This window comes from Streptomyces violaceoruber, assembly GCF_033406955.1.
Taxonomy (GTDB): Bacteria; Actinomycetota; Actinomycetes; order Streptomycetales; family Streptomycetaceae; genus Streptomyces; species Streptomyces violaceoruber.
In genome coordinates, this window is record NZ_CP137734.1 from 7943129 (window position 1) to 7960363 (window position 17235).

Consider the following 17235-nt stretch of genomic DNA (forward strand, 5'->3'; position numbering starts at 1 on the left):
TGTCACCTGCCTTTCGTCGGCTCAGGTGCTGTGCTGGGTGGTGGACAGGCCGAGGGCCTTGAGGTCGGGCATGGTGCCCTCCTGCGCGGTGCGCAGCGACTCGACGAGGCTGCCCTGGCCGCCGCCGACCCGGGCGAAGGAGTCCTGCATGACCTTCTGGGTGGCGCTCATCCGCGGGCCCCAGAGCCACTGGTCGCCGATCTTCTCGGCCTCCCGCTCGAACAGGCCGTAGATGTCCTGGCCGCCGTAGTACGTGCGGTCGAAGGCGTCGCGGCCCACCGCGACCAGGCCGGGCGCGGCCGGGTACTGGCTGCTGGTGCCGCTGGAGAGCCGGGCGCGCAGGGCGTCGGGGTGGGAGACCTGCCACTCGATGAACTCCATCGCGGCCTCCGGGTGCTCGCTGTCCTCGGTGACCGCGAAGGTCGAGCCGCCGTGCGTACCGGTCGAGGGGGCGGCGGTGTCCCACTGGGGCATGGGGGCGATCCGCCACTGGCCCTTCTGCCCGGGACGCGCGTTCATCTGGGCACCGGCGTCCCAGGCGCCGGTGAGCCGGGTGAGGACCAGTCCGTTGCCGATCTGCGCGTCGGACTGTCTGCTCTCGACGGCGTTCACGAAGACGTCGTCCCGGTCGATCAGCCCCTGCCAGTACTCCGCGACCCGCCGGGAGGGCGCGTCGGCGAGGGAGACGTTCCAGGCACCCTTGGAGGTGTCGAACCACTGGGCGCCCGCCTGCCAGGCGTAGCAGGCGAACTGCGTCATCCCGTCGGTCGGGAAGAGCACCAGCCTGCGGTCGGCGGCCTTGCGGCGCACCGTCGCGGCCTGCTCGGCGAACTCGTCCCAGGTACCGGCGACTTGGAGCCCGTAGTGGTCGAACAGGTCGGCGCGGTAGTGCATCACCATGGGTTCGACGTCCAGCGGCACGGCGAACACCCGGCGCTCGAACGTGGTCAGGCCGAGCGCCTGCGGCAGCAGCTTGCGGCGCAGACCGTCACTGACCAGGTCGGTGATGTCGCGGGCGACACCGTCGATGGCGAACCCCGGGACCTGCGGATACTCGAGGGTGGCGACGTCGGGCGCGTTGCCCGCCCGGGCGGCGTTGCTGAGCTTGGCGTAGCCGCCCTGCCCGCCGGAGGGGATCTGCTGGAACTCCACCTGGATGGTGCGGTGGGTGCGGTTGAACGCGTCGACCACTTCCTGGCTGCCGCGCAGGGCGGACCAGAAGGTGATGCGGGTGGTGGTGCCCGTGCGGGCCGACGATGCGCCGTTCCCCCCGCTGCAGGCGCTCGCGGCTCCTGCAAGGGGTAGGGCGGTCATCGCGGCGAGCACGGAGCGACGGCTGGGTCGTCCGGGCATGGCGCCTCCGCGGCTCCTGCGGGTCCGCGCGGGTGCGGACACGACTCTTCGAGACACCGGCATCCTGAACGCCCCGCTTCAAACGGTCAATAGATCGATCAGAAGAAAATGAAACGCTCAAACGCTCATTCGTCGAGCGGTTCGACCGACCGGTCCGTCGAACCCCGCACCATCAGCCGCGGCAGCAGCTCGACCCGACGGCCCGGCCGCCGGCCGCCGGGTGCCTCGGTCAGCCGCTGGAGCAGCAGTTCCGCAGCCGTGTGACCGACCTCGGCCTTCGGCGGCGACACGGCCGTCAGCGGGGGCGCGGCGAGACCGGCCACGACGTCGTCGTACGCGACCACCGAGCAGTCCTCCGGCACCCGCACCCCCTCCTCCGCGAGCCGCTGGACGACCATCAGCGCGTCCACGTCACCGTGCAGCACCATCGCGGTCGCACCCACCTTGCGCATCAGCGCCGGCGGTTCGGCCGTCTCGTCCGCCGAGTACGGTCCGTCGGCCCCGGCCTCCGGCGCGACCAGCGTCCACGCCCACCGCTCCACCAGGGGATGCGCCCCGGCGATCTCCGTGAAGGCGGCACGCAGCGAACGGGCGGTGGGGCTGTCGTGCCGGGTGGCGACCACGATCCGCCGGTGCCCGAGACCCACCAGGTGCTCCACCGCCAGGTGCGCGCCGTACCAGTGGTCGGAGCAGACCGAGTCCAGGGCGTGCAGCGCGCTGCCGCGCCACGGGCGGCGCTCCATCAGCACCGTCGGCACCCCGGTCCCGGCCAGCCACTCGTGGTCGGCCTCCTCGTCGGCCCGGCCGCGCCAGCGCGGTGCGATCAGCAGCCCGTCCGCCCCGTCCGCCAGCGCCCGCTCCACCAGGGGGCGTTCGGCGCCGGACGCCTGCGGCGCGAGGTGCAGGGCCATGCGCACCCCCGCCCGCTCCAGGACCGTCCGGGCCCCGTGCAGGGTCTCGGTCAGGTACGAGTGCCGTACGGGCACCACCACGGCCACCCGGTCCCCGGCCGCCGGGACCGCCTCGGGGGCGCTCTCCCGGGCCGGCAGCGTCGACCGCACGACACCGTGCCCGCGGCTCAGCCTGCCCTCGCGCGTCAGCTCCTCGACGTCCCGGCGCACGGTGACCACCGAGACCTGCAACTCGTCGGCGAGGTCACGCACCCGCGCGGTACCGCGCGCCTGGACCGCCGCCAGTATCCGCTGGCGCCTGAGATCGACCGGCTCCCGCATCAGGTCTCCCCACCCGAGAATGTTCGTTTGAGCGATTCCGCGCCATCATAACGATCGCTCGCACCGGGTGCCGGAGTCCCTACGGTTCCGGGTCGGCGAGGAGGGGGCCGAGCGGGCCCAGGTCGAGGTTCAGGTCGGAGCGGCTCAGGCCGTGCTGGGCGCACAGGTCGTCCATGCGCTCGTCGAGCAGCATGAGCGCCGTGCCGAGCCGGTCCTCCTGCTCCGCGCTCAGCGTCCCCTCGTCGAAGCGGCGCACGGCCTGGCGTTCCATGAGCTGGCGCAGCAGTTCCACCACGGTGAGGACCAGCGCGGCCAGGTCGTTCGCCACCCGCTCGGGATCCAGGTCGAGGGCATGGGCGGCACGGTCCCGGGGCGCGGTCACAGCGGCCCGCTGTCCGGCCAGGGGGCGGGCACCCGCTCGTTCACCGACGACAGCAGCGCGTGCAGGGAGATCCGCACCAGGGGCACGTCCGCGACGGCCAGGACCAGATCGCCGCTGACCACGACCCCGGTCGCCAGCACCCGGTCCAGCAGGTCGACCAGGGGCACGCCGACCGGTGCGTACGGCTCGGGGCCGCCCCAGGGCACGGGAGCGGGACCCGGGGTACGGGCGTCCGGAACGGTCATGAAGGGGCCTCCTGGTCCTGGCCCGGCCGCGGGTCCTCGTCCCAGCGGGCGAAGGAGTACGGGATCCACGGGCCCGAGGCCTCCACCCGCACGCCCGGATGCGGCCGGCCGGCGGTGAAACGCGCCAGGGCGGCGGTGAAGTCGGCGCGCCGCGCGTCCTCCACCAGGTAGGCGACGTTGAGCAGTTGCGGGGCGCGGCGGCCCGTCAGCCGCTCGCTCTGCGGGCGGTGCCGCGTCGCGGCGACCGCGTGGGACCGCAGTGCCGCGTCGACGGCCTCCGCCTCGGCCAGCGCCCTGCCGTGCGCACCCTGCCGCTCCCGCCGCCGTGCGCTGGCCCGGCTGAGGTAGGCACGGCCACCGCTGCCCGGCCCGGCGGGGCCACCGGTGTCCGCGGGGGCCCCGGGCCCGGCCTCGGCGGCATGTACCTTCACCGCCCATTCCGTACGGTCCCGGAGACGGTCGAGCAGGGTGTCCAGCACCGGCCGCCGGGCGGCCACCGCCCGCTCCGCGGTCCGGTCGCCGCGGTACAGGGTCGCCATCGGCAGCGGCACGACGGGGCCCCGCCCGGCCGCGGCCTCGACGCCCCGGTGATGGGCGCGGGCGCAGCGCTCCAGGTCCTCGGGCCGGTTGAGACGCTCGGTCAGCGCCTCCTCGCCGAACAGGGCGGCGGGGACGTCCTGCACGACCAGGCACAGGTCGCCCGCGCGCAGCACGCGCAGCGCGCCGCCCTCCTCGTGCCCCCTCGCCGCCGCCAGCCCGGCGGGGTCCGGCGGGGTCCGGGTGACGGCGAACGCGCACACCAGTGCGGGGGCCGCCGGTCCGGCGGCGGACGCGCTCATCGCACCGCTCCCGTCGTCTCCCCGGCCGCCCCCTCCAGGGCGTCCAGCCGCTCCCGCAGCCGCGCGTTCTCCTCGGCGAGCGCGTCCCGCGCGGCCCGGGACGACAGCGCGGGGTCGGTCTCCCACCAGTCGATGCCCGCCTTCTTCGCGGTGTCCACGGAGGCGATGAACAACCGCAGCCTGATCGTCAGCAGCTCGATGTCGAGCAGATCGATCTTGATGTCGCCGGCGATGACGATGCCTTTGTCGAGGACGCGTTCGAGGAGGTCGGCGAGGCTCCCGGAGGGCGGCCCGTAGGGCTCGGTCTCCTCGCCCGGATACCGGTGGTCGAGGTCGGTCACCGCGTACTCCCCGCGGCGGCGTCGTCAGCGACGCGGGCGGGCACGTTCGTCGTCCTCGTCGTCGGCCTCGTACGCGTCGTCGTTCTCGTACTCGCCGTCGTCCTCGTCCGCATACGGTTCCTCCTCCCCGTCCGGCACCTCCCCGTCCGACTCCTCCTCGTCGTACTCACCTTCCTCGTCGTCCTCGTACTCGTCCGCCGCGTCCTCGTCCTCCTCCAGCGCCTCCTCGTGGCTCTTGACGACCTCTCCGTCGCGGATCTCGCCGCGCCAGCCCTCGATCTCCTCGGCGTCCGTCATGGTCACGTGCCGCGCGAAGTGCTTCAGATCCAGCCGCAGCCGCCGGCCCTGGGCGCGCCAGAGGTTGCCGGTCTTCTCGAAGAAGCCCGCCGGGTAGTACTCGACGACCACGACGACGCGGGTCAGCCGGGGCGCCAACTCGTGGAAGGTGACGACTCCGTTGGTACTGCCCTTGGCGCCCTCGGAGGTCCAGACGATCCGCTGGTCGGGGATCTGCTCCTGGACGGTCGCCTTCCAGCTGCGGGTCGAGAAAGCGATCTTGGCGGTCCAGTCCGAGGTCGTCTCGTCGTGGGGGCTGACGCTCTGCACGCCCTTGGTGAAGTCGCTGAAGTCCTGGAGCTGCGTCCACTGGTCGTAGACGGTGCGCAGGGGGACGCCGATGTCGACGGTCTCCATGATGTGCGTCGCCTTGACGCTGCCGCCGCTCTTGGACCCACCCGATCCGCTCTTGGACCCACCCGATCCGCTCTTGGAACCGTCGGATCCGCTCCGGGAACCACCGTTACCGGGCTCGGAACCACCGGTCCCGCCGTTGGCACCACCGCCGTCGGCCGACTCGGTCAGGCGGTCGGTCAGCGAGCCGAGCCGGTCCCCCGCCCTGCCGACGAGTCCGTGCCCCGCGGCGGACAGGTAGCCGCCCAGGGCGTCCTTGAGGTCGCCGAGGGGGGACGGTCCGCCGTCGCCCTTCCGGTCGGGGGTCATGCCCGCCCACCCCCGCGCCGGACGCCCGGACCGGCCGCCCGCTTCCCCGGCGCCGTCTTCTTGGCGGCCGTCTTCTTCGCGGCCTTCTTCGCGGGCGGCGCCGCCTTGCGCGGAGCGGCCTTCTTGGCCGTCTTCCGGGGCGGTGCCGGCGCGGGCCGCCGGTCTTCCGCCCGGTCCTCCTCGTCGAAGTAGGCGTCCTCGTCCCCGTTCTCGTCGCTGTCGTCGTCCCGGCGGTCCTCGCCGGTGAGCGCGTCGGTACGGTCGCGGAGCGTGTCCGCGAAGGTGGTGAGCCGTCGGTTCGCCGCGGCGGTGAAGGCCGCGCGTCCGGCGGTCAGCAGCTCGCCCCGGACCTGGTCGGTCAACTCCTGGAACTGCGGCGCCCGTTGCAGACTGCCCAGCCCCTGGCCGAGCACCTGGCCGGGGGAGAGGCCGACACGTCGGCCCACGAGGTAGGAGCCGACGGCGAAAGCGAGTTTGGCCTTCTTCGTGCGCCCCAGGAGATAGCCGCCCGCCACGGCAGCCGCCATGGCCGTCCTGCTGTCGTTCATAGGTGTCGTCTCCGCGCTTGATTCGTAGGGGTCGTAGGACCGGTGGACCCGGCCGGGCGTTCGAGGAGGGTGAGAAGGCGCTCCTCCTCCCGTTCGAAGGCGGCCTCGTCGATGGCGCCGTCGTCCAGGGCCCGGTTGAGTGCGGCCAGCCGCGCCTGTACGGCGCGTGGGTCGTGGGCCTGGCGCCTGGCCTCCTGGAGCAGGTGGTCGGCGATCCACGCGGTGCCGCGCACCGGTGCGAGGGGCAGCAGGAGGAGACCGCTCACGATGCCCACGCCGTCACCGGCCGGCCGGTGCCGCGGGGCGCGGGTCGACGAAGCTGTAACAGGGCAGGGGACCGGTCACACTGAGGGCCAGCCGGTCGCCGCGGTCCCGGGCCTGTTCCGCCACCGCCTCCCTGAACCGCGGTTCGTCGGCCGAGCGGAGCAGGAACGACGCGCTGAGCACCTGCTCGTCGTCGGTCGCGCCCTGGACGGTACGGACGGCGAGCGGGGCCAGCCGGTCGACGACCTCCCGGGCCGCGCGTCGCGCCTCGCGGCGCACACCGAGGGCGATCGCCTCGCCCAGCCGGACGTTGGCCTCGTAGTCCGGCCGGCGCCGGGTCCGCAGGGCCAGGGTCCGCAGCTTGTCGTCCCGGCGCACCAGATCGGCGAAGTGGCCGGGGACCACCGTCCCCTTGACGTTGAGTTCCACGCACCCCCGTACGCCGTCGAGCTGCGCCGTCAGGTGCGCCGCGTCCGAGCGCAGTTGGGAGTGCAGGACGTCGGTGCGCGGGCTGAGGACCGCGAACCGCATGGGCAGCACCGGTCCCTGTGCCGCCAGTTCGTCCAGGACGGACTGGTGGGCCAGCAGGTCACGGCGCCGGGGCCGCAGCCGCGGGGGCGCGGCCGACACCGCGGCGCACAGCCCGGACTCCGTCAGCAGCCGTACCGGGGCGCCGTCGACGCCCGCGGAACGCGGGGTGCGGACTCCGGCCGGGGTGATGCCGTAGACGTACAGGGCCTGCGGTGCGGGGGCCGCCTCGGGAGCGGATCCGGGGGCCCGGGTGGTGGCGGGCGCGGTCATCGGTCCTCCTCCTCGGTGCGCCGGCGGGGGCGGGAACGGGGGCGGTCGTCCTCGTCGCGCGGGCGCGCGGCGGGCCGGCTGCGGGGCCGCTGCGTGCTCCTGCCGCGCTCGGCGCCCGCGCGGGGACGGTCTTCCGCCTCCTCCGGCTCGTCCTCGTGTTCGTGCTCGGGCGTGAGGACGTCGCGCACCTTGTCCGTCAGGGAGCGTGCCGTCCGCCTGGCACCGGCCCGGCCCACGGTCTTGGCCATCGGGCTGCCGAACATCTCGGGAACGGTCTTGGAGCGCACGTCGTGCTCCAGGTCCAGCCGGTTGCAGGCCTCGGCGAACCGGAGGTAGGTGTCGACGCTCGCGACCACGATGCGTGCGTCCACCTTGAGGATCTCGATGCCGACGAGGGAGACGCGCACGAAGACGTCGATCACCATGCCGCGGTCGAGGATGAGTTCGAGGACGTCGTAGAGGGTTCCGGCGCGGGGCGCGCAGACGACCTCGTCGTCGTAGGTGATCATGCGGTGGTCCTTCCGGGTGCGGGCCTCACGGTCCGCTCACTGGTCCTGGGCCCCGCGCCGGTAGCGCGCGATCCTGCGGTACTGGAGCAGGTCGCCCGCCGGGTCCAGCTCGACCTCGTAGGTGGCGAGCAGACTGGTGGTGTCGGGGATGCGCGCCACCTCCAGCACGTCCACGTTGACGATCCAGCCGCCGTCCTCGCCCCGGCACACCGCGGAGACTCCTTCGAGGTGGTGCCGGATCAGCTCGGACAGCGCGTCGGCGGCGCGCCGGGCGGCGTCCCGGGCATCGCGCACGCCACGCTCGCGCGTGGCGGTGGAAGTGGTGCGGCGCCGTCGCTCGCCAGGTTCTGTCATGTGCCCACTGTGACCGTGGGACCCCGCTCCTGGCGTGCCCGGTTACCCCATCCGGGGCGGCTGGGGGCGCCGGCAGTGCAGGAAGAGGTGCGGCTCCGGCCGCGCGTCGGGGTGCGCCGGGGTGAACATCGACGCCTCCTGCGCCAGCACCTCCAGCCCGGCTTCCTCGGCCAGGGCGATCAGCTCCTGCGCGGGGAAGCTGGTCACGCGCACCGGCTGCCCCATGAAGGTGGCGTCGACGCCCTCCACGTCCAGCGGCACGGTGGCCAGGACCAGATGACCCCCGGGCCTCAGCAGCCGCACCAGTCGTCGGACGAGATCCTTCTGTTCCGCCCGGTCGAGCTGGAGCAGCGAGAAGTACACGCAGACGGCGTCGAACGACTCGTCCGCCAGCGGTACGTCACGGATGTCGGCGCACCGGAACGTGGCGGCGGGCACCTGCCGTGCGGCCAGCTCCACCATGACGGGGGAGACGTCGACGCCCAGCACCTCGTGCCCGGCGCCCGCGAGGGTCTCGGCGGTGGGCCGCCCCGTGCCGCTGCCCACGTCCAGCACCCGGCTGCCCGGCGCGAGCCGTGCCAGCAGCCACTCCAGTGACCGGCGGTGCGTCTTCGACGCGGCGAACGCCTTCTCGTACTCGACGCCCAGCGCGTCGAACGCGGCGGCCGCCCGGGGGTGTTCCTGGTCGTCGGTCACGACGGTCGGTCCCTTCGGTGCGGTGAGCCGGTGCCCCGGCATCGTTCCACCGGGAGCGAGCCGCCGACAAGGGGCCCTTCGGGCGACGCGCGCCCCGCGGGACACCCTCTAGCTGTGTTGTCCCGGGACGTTGGTGACACGCGTGCTGGGTTCTTGAAATGGGTGAGGGCCTCCAGGTTCGGTGTGGATTGCGACATCTCCACCGAGTTCAGGAGGCCCTCGTGGTCCACCGTAATGCCCCGCTGACCGAGACCGGGAGACTCCGCCTGGCCCGCTGCGTCGTCGAGGACGGATGGCCCGTGCGGCGGGCGGCCGAGCGTTTCCAGGTCAGCCACACCACCGCCAGCCGCTGGGCCCGCCGCTACCGGCAGCTCGGCGTCACCGGAATGAGCGACCGCTCCAGCCGCCCGCACCACCAGCCTCGCAGGACCGCGGCCGCCGTCGAGGAGCACGTTCTCCGGCTGCGACGCGAGCACCGGATCGGGCCGCTACGACTGGCCGTCCGATGCGGCATCGCCGCCTCGACCGCCCACCGCATCCTGGTCCGGCACGGCCTGCCGCCACTGGCCGCCCTGGACCGGGCCACCGGCGAGCCCGTCCGCCGCTACGAACGCGCCCGACCCGGCGAACTGGTCCACATCGACGTCAAGAAGCTGGGCCGGATCCCCGACGGCGGCGGCCACAAGACTCTCGGTCGGGCCGAAGGCCACCGCAGCCGGACCAACGGCGCCGGCTGGGCCTACCTGCACACCGCCCTCGACGACCACAGCCGCATCGCCTACACCGAGGACCTGCCCGACGAGACCGCCCCGACCTGCGCTGCCTTCCTCGTCCGGGCCACGGCCTACTTCGCATCCCTGGGCATCCGCATCGAACGGGTCCTGACCGACAACGCCTGGGCCTACAGCAAGAACACCTGGCGGAACACCTGCCGCGACCTGGACATCAGCCCCCGCTGGACTAGGCCCTGGCGGCCCCAGACCAACGGCAAGGTCGAACGCTTCCACCGCACCCTGCTCGACGAATGGGCCTACCAGAAGCCCTACACCTCAGACCACGAACGCAGGGAAGCGTTCACCCACTGGCTGCACTGGTACAACTACCACCGACCCCACACCGGCATCGGCGGCCACACACCCGCCAGCCGCGGCACCAACCTCTCCGAACAACACATCTAGCCGCCCCCGCCCCGTGCTGTTCCCGGCTCGGCTGTCCGGCGGTGTACGGCGGCCTTGACGCGGTCGGGCAGCACCTTGGCCGCCACCCCCTGGGCCTTGGTCTTCGCCGAGCCGGTGACCAGCTTCCCGCGGCCCTTCATGACGGCGTCGAACGCCTGCCGGGCGACCTGCGCCGGGTCGTCCTTGGGCATGGTGCCGACCTTGGTGTCCACCATGCCGGCCCGCCGGAAGAAGTCGGTCTCGGTCGGCCCCGGCATGAAGGAGGTGACCGTGACACCGGTGCCCGCGACCTCCTCCTGGAGGGCCTGAGCGAAGGACTGCACGAACGACTTCGACGCGTTGTAGACCGACTGGAACGAGCCCGGCATCGTCGCCGCGACCGAGGACGTGAACATGAGCCGCCCCACCCCGCGCGCCACCATGTCCCGCAGGAGGGGCTTGGCGAGCCGCACGGTGGCGGTCACGTCGAGGTCGATGACGGACTGGTCGTCCGCGAGGTCGGTGTCGACGAAGGCGCCGCCCTGCCCGACCCCGGCGTTGAGGGCCGCCACGTCCACCGCGAGTCCGGTGAGGGCGGCGATCAGGTGGTCCACGCCGTCGGGGTGCCTGAGGTCCGCGCGCACGGCCCGCACCCGGACGCCCGTCTCCCGCAGTCGCCGGGCGGCGTGCTCCAGCCGTTCGTCCTCGGCGTTGACCACGAGGTCGTAGCCGTGCTCGGCGAACAGGGCGGCCAGCTCGTACCCGATTCCGCTGGACGCCCCGGTGACCAGGGCGAGCGGCCTGCTGCCGTCCATGGTTCCTCCGTCCTCGGCGCACCCGCGCCGCCCCCTGAGGACCGCCGGGTGCCCCGATCCGGGCCGTCGCACCCGCACGGTCCACCACGGGGCGGACCGCTCACCGCGGACGGGCCCCGGCAAGGGCCAGGTCCACCAGCCCCCGTACGAGCGCGTCGTCCAACGGCGCCCCGCTGAGCAGCACCCGCACGAACAGCGGACCGCTGACCGCCTCGACCAGCAGCCCGGCGTCCGTGTCCGCGGCCAGCTCGCCGCGCCCGACGCCCCGCCGCACCATCACCACGGCGCGGTCGAGACGCTCGCTCCAGTAGGGGCCGCGCCGGTCCTCCAGGGTGTCGTCGTGCTCGACGCTCAGCCGCAGCAGCGCCCGGCCCTGCGGGGTGCCCAGCAGGCGGGCCAGGGCGGAGAAGAACGCCAGCAGGTCGTCCCGGACCCGCCCGGTGTCCGGGACCGGCAGCGCGGCGTCCAGCTCGGTCGTCAGCGCGTCCAGGATCAGGTTCTCCCGCGTGCCCCACCGCCGGTACACGGAGGTCTCGTGCACCCCGGCCGCGCGCGCCACGGCGCCGACCGTCGCGCCCGCCAGGCCCTGGCTCGACAGCAGCTCCACCGTGGCCGCCAGTACGGCCTGCCGCATGCGCTCCCCACGGCGGCGCAGGGGCGGGGCGGGGGGTTCCGGTGAGCTCATCGGAACAGCGTAATGCAAGTGGGCTTGCATTGGGTGTACGGTTAACGCAAGTCGACCTGCGATGGGCCGCTGGGGACCGTCCAGAGGTCGCCGCACCGAGGAGGTCCTGTCATGGCGCAGATGCTCGCCGCCCGCCTGCACGTCCCGAGCCGCACACTGCGGCTCGAAGAGGTGCCCCGCCCGCAGCCCGGCCCGGGGGAGGTGCTGGTCAAGGTCGAGGCGGCCGGCGTCTGCCTGTCCGACGTACACCTCATCGACGGCACCCTCACCCCGCTCCTCCTCCGGGGCGACACGGTCACCCTCGGCCACGAGGTCTCCGGCACCGTCGCCGGGACCGGGGCGGGCGTCACCGCCTGGTCGCCGGGGCAGCGGGTGGTGCTGCACGCCGGTGAGCGGCGGGACGGCGTCACCTACACCCGCGGCGTCGACTACGACGGCGGCTGGGCCGAGTACGCCCTCTGCGCCGCCGACGCCATGACGCCGCTGCCGGACGCCATCCCCTTCGAACAGGGCGCGATCATCCCGGACGCCGTGTCCACCCCGTGGGGCGCGATCACCGAGACCGGGGAGGTCCGGCCCGCCGAGGCGGTCGGCGTGTGGGGCGTCGGCGGCCTCGGCGTCCACGCCGTGCAACTGCTCCGGGCGATCGGCGCCTGCCCGGTCGTGGCCGTCGACCCCAGCCCCGTCGCCCGCGAACGGGCCCTGGCCGCGGGCGCCGACCTGGCCCTGGACTCCGCCGACCCGGAGTTCCGGCAGAAGGTCGGTGCGGCGACGGGCGGCGCGGGGCTCGCCGCCGCCTTCGACTTCGCGGGCGTGCCGCCGGTGCGGGAGCAGGCCGTGTCCGTCCTCGCGCCCAAGGGGCGGCTGGTCCTGGCCGGTCTGACCGACAAGCCGCTCACCGTCACGGACGGGACCCGGTTCAGCTACCTCCAACAGCGCATCCTCGGCCACTACGGCTCCGACATGCCGGTGGCCCTGCCGCAGCTCCTGCGGCTGATCCAGGGCGGACGGCTGGACTTCTCCGGTTCCGTCAGCGGGGTGCTGCCGCTCGCCGAGGCCGCCGAAGCGGTCGCCCGGCTGGAGAAGAAGGAGGGCGACCCGATCCGGCTGGTGCTGCGCCCGTGAGGTGAGGGAAAGCTGAGAATCCCAGCGGCGTGTGAACGCTCCGGCCCCCGGTTCCGTATGGAGCCGGGGGCATTTCATGCCCGAGTCCGTCACGACACAGGAGCACGCCTTGGGACACAACAGGCGCAGACGCCCGACCGGGGCGCGGCGCGCGACCTTCGGAGCGGTCGCGCTGATACTGGGGGGCAGCGGACTGGTGGCCGTGAACGTCTTCGCCTCCGCGACCGAGTCCGGCAACCCCGCCGTTCCGCTGGGCAGTTCCGGAATCGCGGCCACCGTCGACTGCCCCGATCCGACCGAGCGGCTCACGGCCGTTCCGGAGCAGGCCAGACCGACGGTGGACACCGAACTCGCCCAGCTCGACGAGCAGATCGCCGCCGCCTACCGCGGGCTTCAGGAAGCCGCCCGCGCCGCGGACGACGGCACGCTCGACGAGGGCGCGATCCTCGACCCGCTCAAGAAGGAACGCGCGGCGACGATCGAGCGCATCGCCGCCGCCATCGACCGGGCGGGCCGGCGCCCCGAGGGCCTGGACGCCCTGGCCGAGTGCACCCTGCGCCGCACCGAGGTCGCGTCGGCGGACGCGGGGAGCGGCAGCCCGGCCCAGCAGGGGCAGGAGCAGGGACAAGGCCAAGGCCAGGAGCGGGAAGAGGGCCAGGAGCAGGGGCGCCAGGACGACGGGGGCGAGGCGCCCGGTGACGGGCAGCAGCAGCCCGGCAACGGCGGACAGGCCGGCAACGGCCCCGTGGCGGCGGACTACGTCGGCATCGAATCCGTCCGGCCCAACGCCGCGCGAGCGCCCCGGCAGCAGAAGGCCTCGACCGGCTCCTTCGCCACCAGTTGCGGAGTCAACGCCGAGGGCCTGTTCAACTCGGACAACCTGATCGCCGCCCCCGGCGTGAGCAACGGCGCCCATCACTTCCACGACTACGTCGGCAACCAGGCCAACAACGCCCTGGCCAGTGACGAGAACCTGGCCGCGGGCGACACGAGCTGCGCCGACCAGGGCGACAAGTCCTCGTACTACTGGCCCGTGCTGCGGCTCCAGAACGGCTCCGACGAACAGGACGCCCAGTCGCCGGGCGGCGGCATCGAGGGCAACGCGGGCGAGATCGTCACGCCGGACGAGGTCACGCTGACGTTCCAGGGCAACGAGCGCGGCGAGGTCACGGAGATGCCGCGGCTGCTGCGCATCATCACCGGCGACGCCAAGGCGTTCGTCAACGGAAACACCAACGCGAACGCCTCCTGGAGCTGCACCGGCTTCGAGGACCGGCAGCTGAAGGACAAGTACCCGCTGTGCCCCTCGGGCAGCGACGTGGTGCGCACCTTCACCTTCCAGAGCTGCTGGGACGGCCGCAACATCGACAGCGCCAACCACCGCACCCACATGGCCTTCGCCGCCGCCGACGGCAGTTGCCCGGAGGGGTTCCGGGCCGTTCCGCGACTGGTGCAGCGGGTCGTCTACGACGTGGCCGCGCCCAGCCTGGAGGACGGCGGCCGGACCGTTCCGCTGTTCGCCGTGGACTCCTTCCCCGAGCAGCTGCACAAGCCGGTCACTGACCACAGCGACTTCATCAACGTCTTCGACGAGGACCTGATGCGCGAGATGGTCGAGTGCATCAACTCCGGTCGTGAGTGCGGTCCGGACACACCTCCGGGGCCCGGGCCTGGCCAGGGCGGGGAACAGCCCGGCGGGAACGACGGGGAGCAGCCCGGCGACGACGACGGGCAGACCGCCGAGCCCCCGGCCGAGCAGACCGCCACGGCCTCGGCCCCCGCGGACACCGGAGAGGACGGCCAGGACGGCCAGGACGGGCAGACGGGCGGGAAGGACTCCGGGAAGGCCCCGGGCCAGAACGCGAGCCAGGACGAGCGGCCACATGAGGGGCGGAACGGGCAGCAGAACGACGGGCGGACCGGCGGGGACGAGCCCGTGCCCCCGGCCGAGGGGCAGGACGCCGGCGCATCCGCGAGCGCCGAGCCCAGGGCCGCGACGACACCCGCCGACGCCCCGAACGCCCCGAACGACGTGAGCGGCAGCGGGGCCGCACCCGCACCGCAGGCGCAGGGCGGGCTCGCCGAGACGGGTTCCGGACTCGGGCTCTGGCCCGCGGCGGTCGGCGGCGTGCTCTTCGCCGGGGGCTGCGTGCTGCTGCTCCGTTCCAGGCGGCGCACGCCGTAACGGCTGCCGGAGCCGCCTGAGCGCGGGTGGGCGGGGCCGTTCCCCGCTCACCCGCCGTTTGGCTCATTCGGGATGTTGCCAATTCCCGCACCCTGGCGCAGCCTGGTCTTCGAACAGGCCTTGGGAGCGCTCCCATGCCTGTTCGCGAGTTCCTGTTCCTCGCTGTCCCCCACGCGGAAGAAGGATGCCTCATGACGTGTCATGATCGCGCCAAAGTTCAACTCGCCGGAAGGGCCCGACGGGCGACGACCCTCGTCCTCAGTACTCTGGCCGCGGTCCTGCTCACCCTGATCCCCTGGAGCGGCACCGCCGTGGCCCACGGCTCGGTCGTCGACCCCGCCTCCCGCAACTACGGCTGCTGGGAACGCTGGGGCGACGACTTCCAGAACCCGGCCATGGCCGACGAGGACCCCATGTGCTGGCAGGCGTGGCAGGACGACCCCAACGCCATGTGGAACTGGAACGGCCTCTACCGCAACGGCTCGGCCGGCGACTTCGAGGCGGTCGTCCCCGACGGTCAGCTGTGCAGCGGCGGCCGTACCGAGAGCGGACGCTACAACTCCCTCGACGCCGTGGGCCCGTGGCAGACCACGGACGTCACCGACGACTTCACCGTCAAGCTCCACGACCAGGCCAGCCACGGCGCCGACTACTTCCTGGTCTATGTCACCAAGCAGGGCTTCGACCCCGCCACCCAGGCCCTGACCTGGGGAGACCTCCAGCAGGTCGCGCGCACGGGCAGCTACGGGCCCAGCCAGAACTACGAGATCCCGGTGAGTACCTCGGGACTGACCGGCCGGCACGTCGTCTACACGATCTGGCAGGCCTCGCACATGGACCAGACCTACTTCCTGTGCAGCGACGTCGACTTCGGCTGACCCGCGCCACTCCCGTCCCCCCACCCCCGCCGGTCGCGCCCGCGTCCGGCGGGGACACCGGTCGTGCGACCGTCCGCCGAGGCGCTCCGGGACCGTCCCCGATGCGGTATACGTCCCTCCATGGACTACTACGACCTGGGCCGCCACGGGCGCCCGGTGACGACCTCGTCGCCCGAGGCCCAGCGGTGGTTCGACCGTGGGCTGGTGTGGACGTACGCCTTCCACCACGAGGAGGCCGTCGCCTGTTTCGAGGCCGCCGTCGCGGCGGACCCGGACTGCGCCATGGCCCACTGGGGCATCGCCCACGCGCTCGGCCCCAACTACAACAAGCCGTGGGATGCCTTCGACACCGAGGAGCTGACCCGGACCGTCGACCGCACCCATGCCGCCGTCGAACGCGCCCACGCCCTGGCCGGCCGGGCCACGCCGGCCGAGCGGGCCCTGATCGACGCCCTGCGCGCCCGCTACCCGCAGGCGAGCGCCGTCGAGGACTGCTCGGTGTGGAACGCGCCGTACGCCGACGGCATGCGCGCCGTGTACGAACTGGCCCCCGACGACCTGGACGTGGCGGCCCTCTACGCGGACGCGCTGATGAACCTGACCCCCTGGCAGCTGTGGGACCTGCGCACCGGGCTGCCGGCGGAGGGCGCGCGCACCCTGGCGGCGAAGGAGGTGCTGGACCGTGCCCTGGCCGCGGAGGGGGGCCGCGACCACCCCGGCGTCGTGCACCTCTACATCCACCTGATGGAGATGTCGCCCACCCCCGAGGCGGCCCTCGCGGTCGCCGACCGGCTGCGCGGCCTGGTCCCGGACGCGGGGCACCTGCTGCACATGCCCTCACACCTCGAAGTACTGTGCGGCGACTACCGCCGCGTGGTGTCGGACAACGAGGCCGCGATCGCCGCCGACGAGAAGTGCCTCGCACGGTCGGGGGCGATGAACTTCTACACCCTCTACCGCGCGCACAACCACCACTTCAAGATCTACGGCGCGATGTTCCTGGGCCGGTACGAGGTCGCCCTGGACGCCGCGGCCCGCCTGGAGGCGTCCGTTCCCGAGGCGCTGCTGCGGGTGGAGAGCCCTCCCATGGCCGACTGGCTCGAGGCCTTCCTGGCCATGCGGGTGCACGTCCTGATCCGGTTCGGCCGCTGGACGGACATCCTCGCCCTGCCGCTGCCGGACGACCCGCGCCTGTACTGCGTGACGACCGCGATGCTGCACTACGCCCGCGGCGTCGCCCTCTCGGCCACCGGCCGGGTCGTGGAGGCGGAGACCGAACGCGATCTGTTCCGGGCGGCGGTGGACCGCGTGCCCGGCTCCCGCACGCTGTTCAACAACACCTGCGCCGACATCCTCGCCATCGCCTCCGCCATGCTCGACGGCGAGCTGGAGTACCGCAGGGGCGACCACACCGCCGCCTTCGCCGCGCTGGAGCGCTCCGTCGAACTGGACGACAACCTGCCCTACGACGAACCCTGGGGCTGGATGCAGCCCACCCGGCACGCCTACGGTGCCCTGCTCCTGGAACAGGGCCGGACCGCCGAGGCCGAGGCGGTCTACCGGGCCGACCTGGGCCTGGACGACACCCTGCCCCGCCCGCTCCAGCACCCGAACAACGTCTGGGCCCTGCACGGACTCCACGAGTGCCTGGTACGGCTCGGCAGGGCGGGGGAGGCGCGGATCGTGGCACAGCAGCTGCGGTTCGCCGCCGCCCTGGCGGACGTGCCGGTCGAGGCGTCCTGCTTCTGCCGCCTCGAGCCCGCCCCGGCCGCCGGTGGCGACGCGGGCTGCTGTGCCACCGGCCAGTGACGCCGTCCGCCCCGGCCC

General features: G+C 73.3%; 20 protein-coding genes. 5 read left to right on the forward strand and 15 right to left on the reverse strand.

The features are described 5' to 3' along the window. Window positions 1-21: 21 nt before the first annotated feature. From R2E43_RS35835 to R2E43_RS35895, 13 genes are all read right to left on the reverse strand, one after another. Window positions 22-1353 (reverse strand): ABC transporter substrate-binding protein, encoded by a 1332-nt coding sequence (locus tag R2E43_RS35835; RefSeq protein ID WP_003978202.1) that lies wholly within the window; start codon window positions 1351-1353, stop codon window positions 22-24. Between the two features lie 125 nt (window positions 1354-1478). Beyond that, window positions 1479-2585: a substrate-binding domain-containing protein gene (locus tag R2E43_RS35840; RefSeq protein WP_011027277.1), complete on the reverse strand. Its 1107-nt coding sequence runs from the start codon at window positions 2583-2585 to the stop codon at window positions 1479-1481. Window positions 2586-2664: 79 nt separating this feature from the next. Next, a complete protein-coding gene (locus R2E43_RS35845) occupies window positions 2665-2967 on the reverse strand; it encodes a gas vesicle protein K (protein WP_003978204.1) in 303 nt (100 codons plus the stop codon). After that, window positions 2964-3212 carry a gas vesicle protein gene (locus tag R2E43_RS35850; RefSeq protein ID WP_016325204.1) on the reverse strand — a complete coding sequence of 83 codons (249 nt, stop codon included), beginning with the start codon at window positions 3210-3212 and terminating at the stop codon, window positions 2964-2966. Before R2E43_RS35850 ends, R2E43_RS35845 begins: the two co-directional genes overlap by 4 nt. Beyond that, window positions 3209-4051: a GvpL/GvpF family gas vesicle protein gene (locus R2E43_RS35855; protein WP_011027276.1), complete on the reverse strand. Its 843-nt coding sequence runs from the start codon at window positions 4049-4051 to the stop codon at window positions 3209-3211. Before R2E43_RS35855 ends, R2E43_RS35850 begins: the two co-directional genes overlap by 4 nt. After that, window positions 4048-4392, reverse strand: a complete 345-nt coding sequence (locus R2E43_RS35860; protein WP_003978207.1) for a gas vesicle protein — start codon at window positions 4390-4392, stop codon at window positions 4048-4050. The genes R2E43_RS35855 and R2E43_RS35860 overlap by 4 nt, the downstream gene beginning before the upstream one ends. Before the next feature lie 24 nt (window positions 4393-4416). Continuing rightward, window positions 4417-5391, reverse strand: coding sequence for an SRPBCC family protein (locus R2E43_RS35865; protein ID WP_030862871.1), 975 nt, complete (start codon window positions 5389-5391; stop codon window positions 4417-4419). Next, window positions 5388-5939 (reverse strand): hypothetical protein, encoded by a 552-nt coding sequence (locus R2E43_RS35870; RefSeq protein ID WP_030862868.1) that lies wholly within the window; start codon window positions 5937-5939, stop codon window positions 5388-5390. The genes R2E43_RS35865 and R2E43_RS35870 overlap by 4 nt, the downstream gene beginning before the upstream one ends. Beyond that, on the reverse strand, window positions 5936-6214 hold the full coding sequence (locus R2E43_RS35875) for a gas vesicle protein GvpG (protein WP_003978210.1): 279 nt from the start codon (window positions 6212-6214) through the stop codon (window positions 5936-5938). Before R2E43_RS35875 ends, R2E43_RS35870 begins: the two co-directional genes overlap by 4 nt. Window positions 6215-6218: 4 nt before the next feature. Then, window positions 6219-7004 (reverse strand): GvpL/GvpF family gas vesicle protein, encoded by a 786-nt coding sequence (locus tag R2E43_RS35880; RefSeq protein WP_011027273.1) that lies wholly within the window; start codon window positions 7002-7004, stop codon window positions 6219-6221. After that, window positions 7001-7513 carry a gas vesicle structural protein GvpA gene (locus R2E43_RS35885; protein WP_030862863.1) on the reverse strand — a complete coding sequence of 171 codons (513 nt, stop codon included), beginning with the start codon at window positions 7511-7513 and terminating at the stop codon, window positions 7001-7003. Before R2E43_RS35885 ends, R2E43_RS35880 begins: the two co-directional genes overlap by 4 nt. Before the next feature lie 36 nt (window positions 7514-7549). After that, window positions 7550-7867 (reverse strand): gas vesicle protein GvpO, encoded by a 318-nt coding sequence (locus tag R2E43_RS35890; protein WP_003978213.1) that lies wholly within the window; start codon window positions 7865-7867, stop codon window positions 7550-7552. 42 nt (window positions 7868-7909) lie between these two features. Further along, on the reverse strand, window positions 7910-8605 hold the full coding sequence (locus R2E43_RS35895; protein ID WP_003978214.1) for a class I SAM-dependent methyltransferase: 696 nt from the start codon (window positions 8603-8605) through the stop codon (window positions 7910-7912). Window positions 8606-8784: 179 nt separating this feature from the next. Between R2E43_RS35895 and R2E43_RS35900 the strand changes: the two genes are divergently transcribed. Further along, window positions 8785-9741 (forward strand): IS481-like element IS1649 family transposase, encoded by a 957-nt coding sequence (locus R2E43_RS35900; protein ID WP_161270167.1) that lies wholly within the window; start codon window positions 8785-8787, stop codon window positions 9739-9741. Here R2E43_RS35900 and R2E43_RS35905 read toward each other — a convergent pair. Both R2E43_RS35905 and R2E43_RS35910 read right to left on the reverse strand, forming a co-directional pair. Beyond that, the gene (locus R2E43_RS35905) at window positions 9738-10535 is read right to left on the reverse strand and encodes an SDR family NAD(P)-dependent oxidoreductase (protein WP_011027270.1); all 798 of its coding nucleotides are present in this window, start codon (window positions 10533-10535) and stop codon (window positions 9738-9740) included. The genes R2E43_RS35900 and R2E43_RS35905 overlap by 4 nt on opposite strands. Window positions 10536-10635: 100 nt before the next feature. Further along, window positions 10636-11220 (reverse strand): TetR/AcrR family transcriptional regulator, encoded by a 585-nt coding sequence (locus R2E43_RS35910; RefSeq protein ID WP_030862858.1) that lies wholly within the window; start codon window positions 11218-11220, stop codon window positions 10636-10638. 111 nt (window positions 11221-11331) lie between these two features. On the opposite strand from R2E43_RS35910, the gene R2E43_RS35915 reads away from it, so the two are divergent. From R2E43_RS35915 to R2E43_RS35930, 4 genes are all read left to right on the forward strand, one after another. Then, window positions 11332-12345 carry a zinc-binding dehydrogenase gene (locus R2E43_RS35915; RefSeq protein WP_003978217.1) on the forward strand — a complete coding sequence of 338 codons (1014 nt, stop codon included), beginning with the start codon at window positions 11332-11334 and terminating at the stop codon, window positions 12343-12345. Window positions 12346-12541: 196 nt separating this feature from the next. Next, a complete protein-coding gene (locus tag R2E43_RS35920) occupies window positions 12542-14530 on the forward strand; it encodes a DUF1996 domain-containing protein (protein WP_408649146.1) in 1989 nt (662 codons plus the stop codon). Between the two features lie 191 nt (window positions 14531-14721). Then, window positions 14722-15408 carry a lytic polysaccharide monooxygenase auxiliary activity family 9 protein gene (locus R2E43_RS35925; protein WP_003978219.1) on the forward strand — a complete coding sequence of 229 codons (687 nt, stop codon included), beginning with the start codon at window positions 14722-14724 and terminating at the stop codon, window positions 15406-15408. Window positions 15409-15528: 120 nt separating this feature from the next. Then, the gene (locus R2E43_RS35930; protein WP_162495087.1) at window positions 15529-17217 is read left to right on the forward strand and encodes a hypothetical protein; all 1689 of its coding nucleotides are present in this window, start codon (window positions 15529-15531) and stop codon (window positions 17215-17217) included. Window positions 17218-17235: the final 18 nt, after the last annotated feature.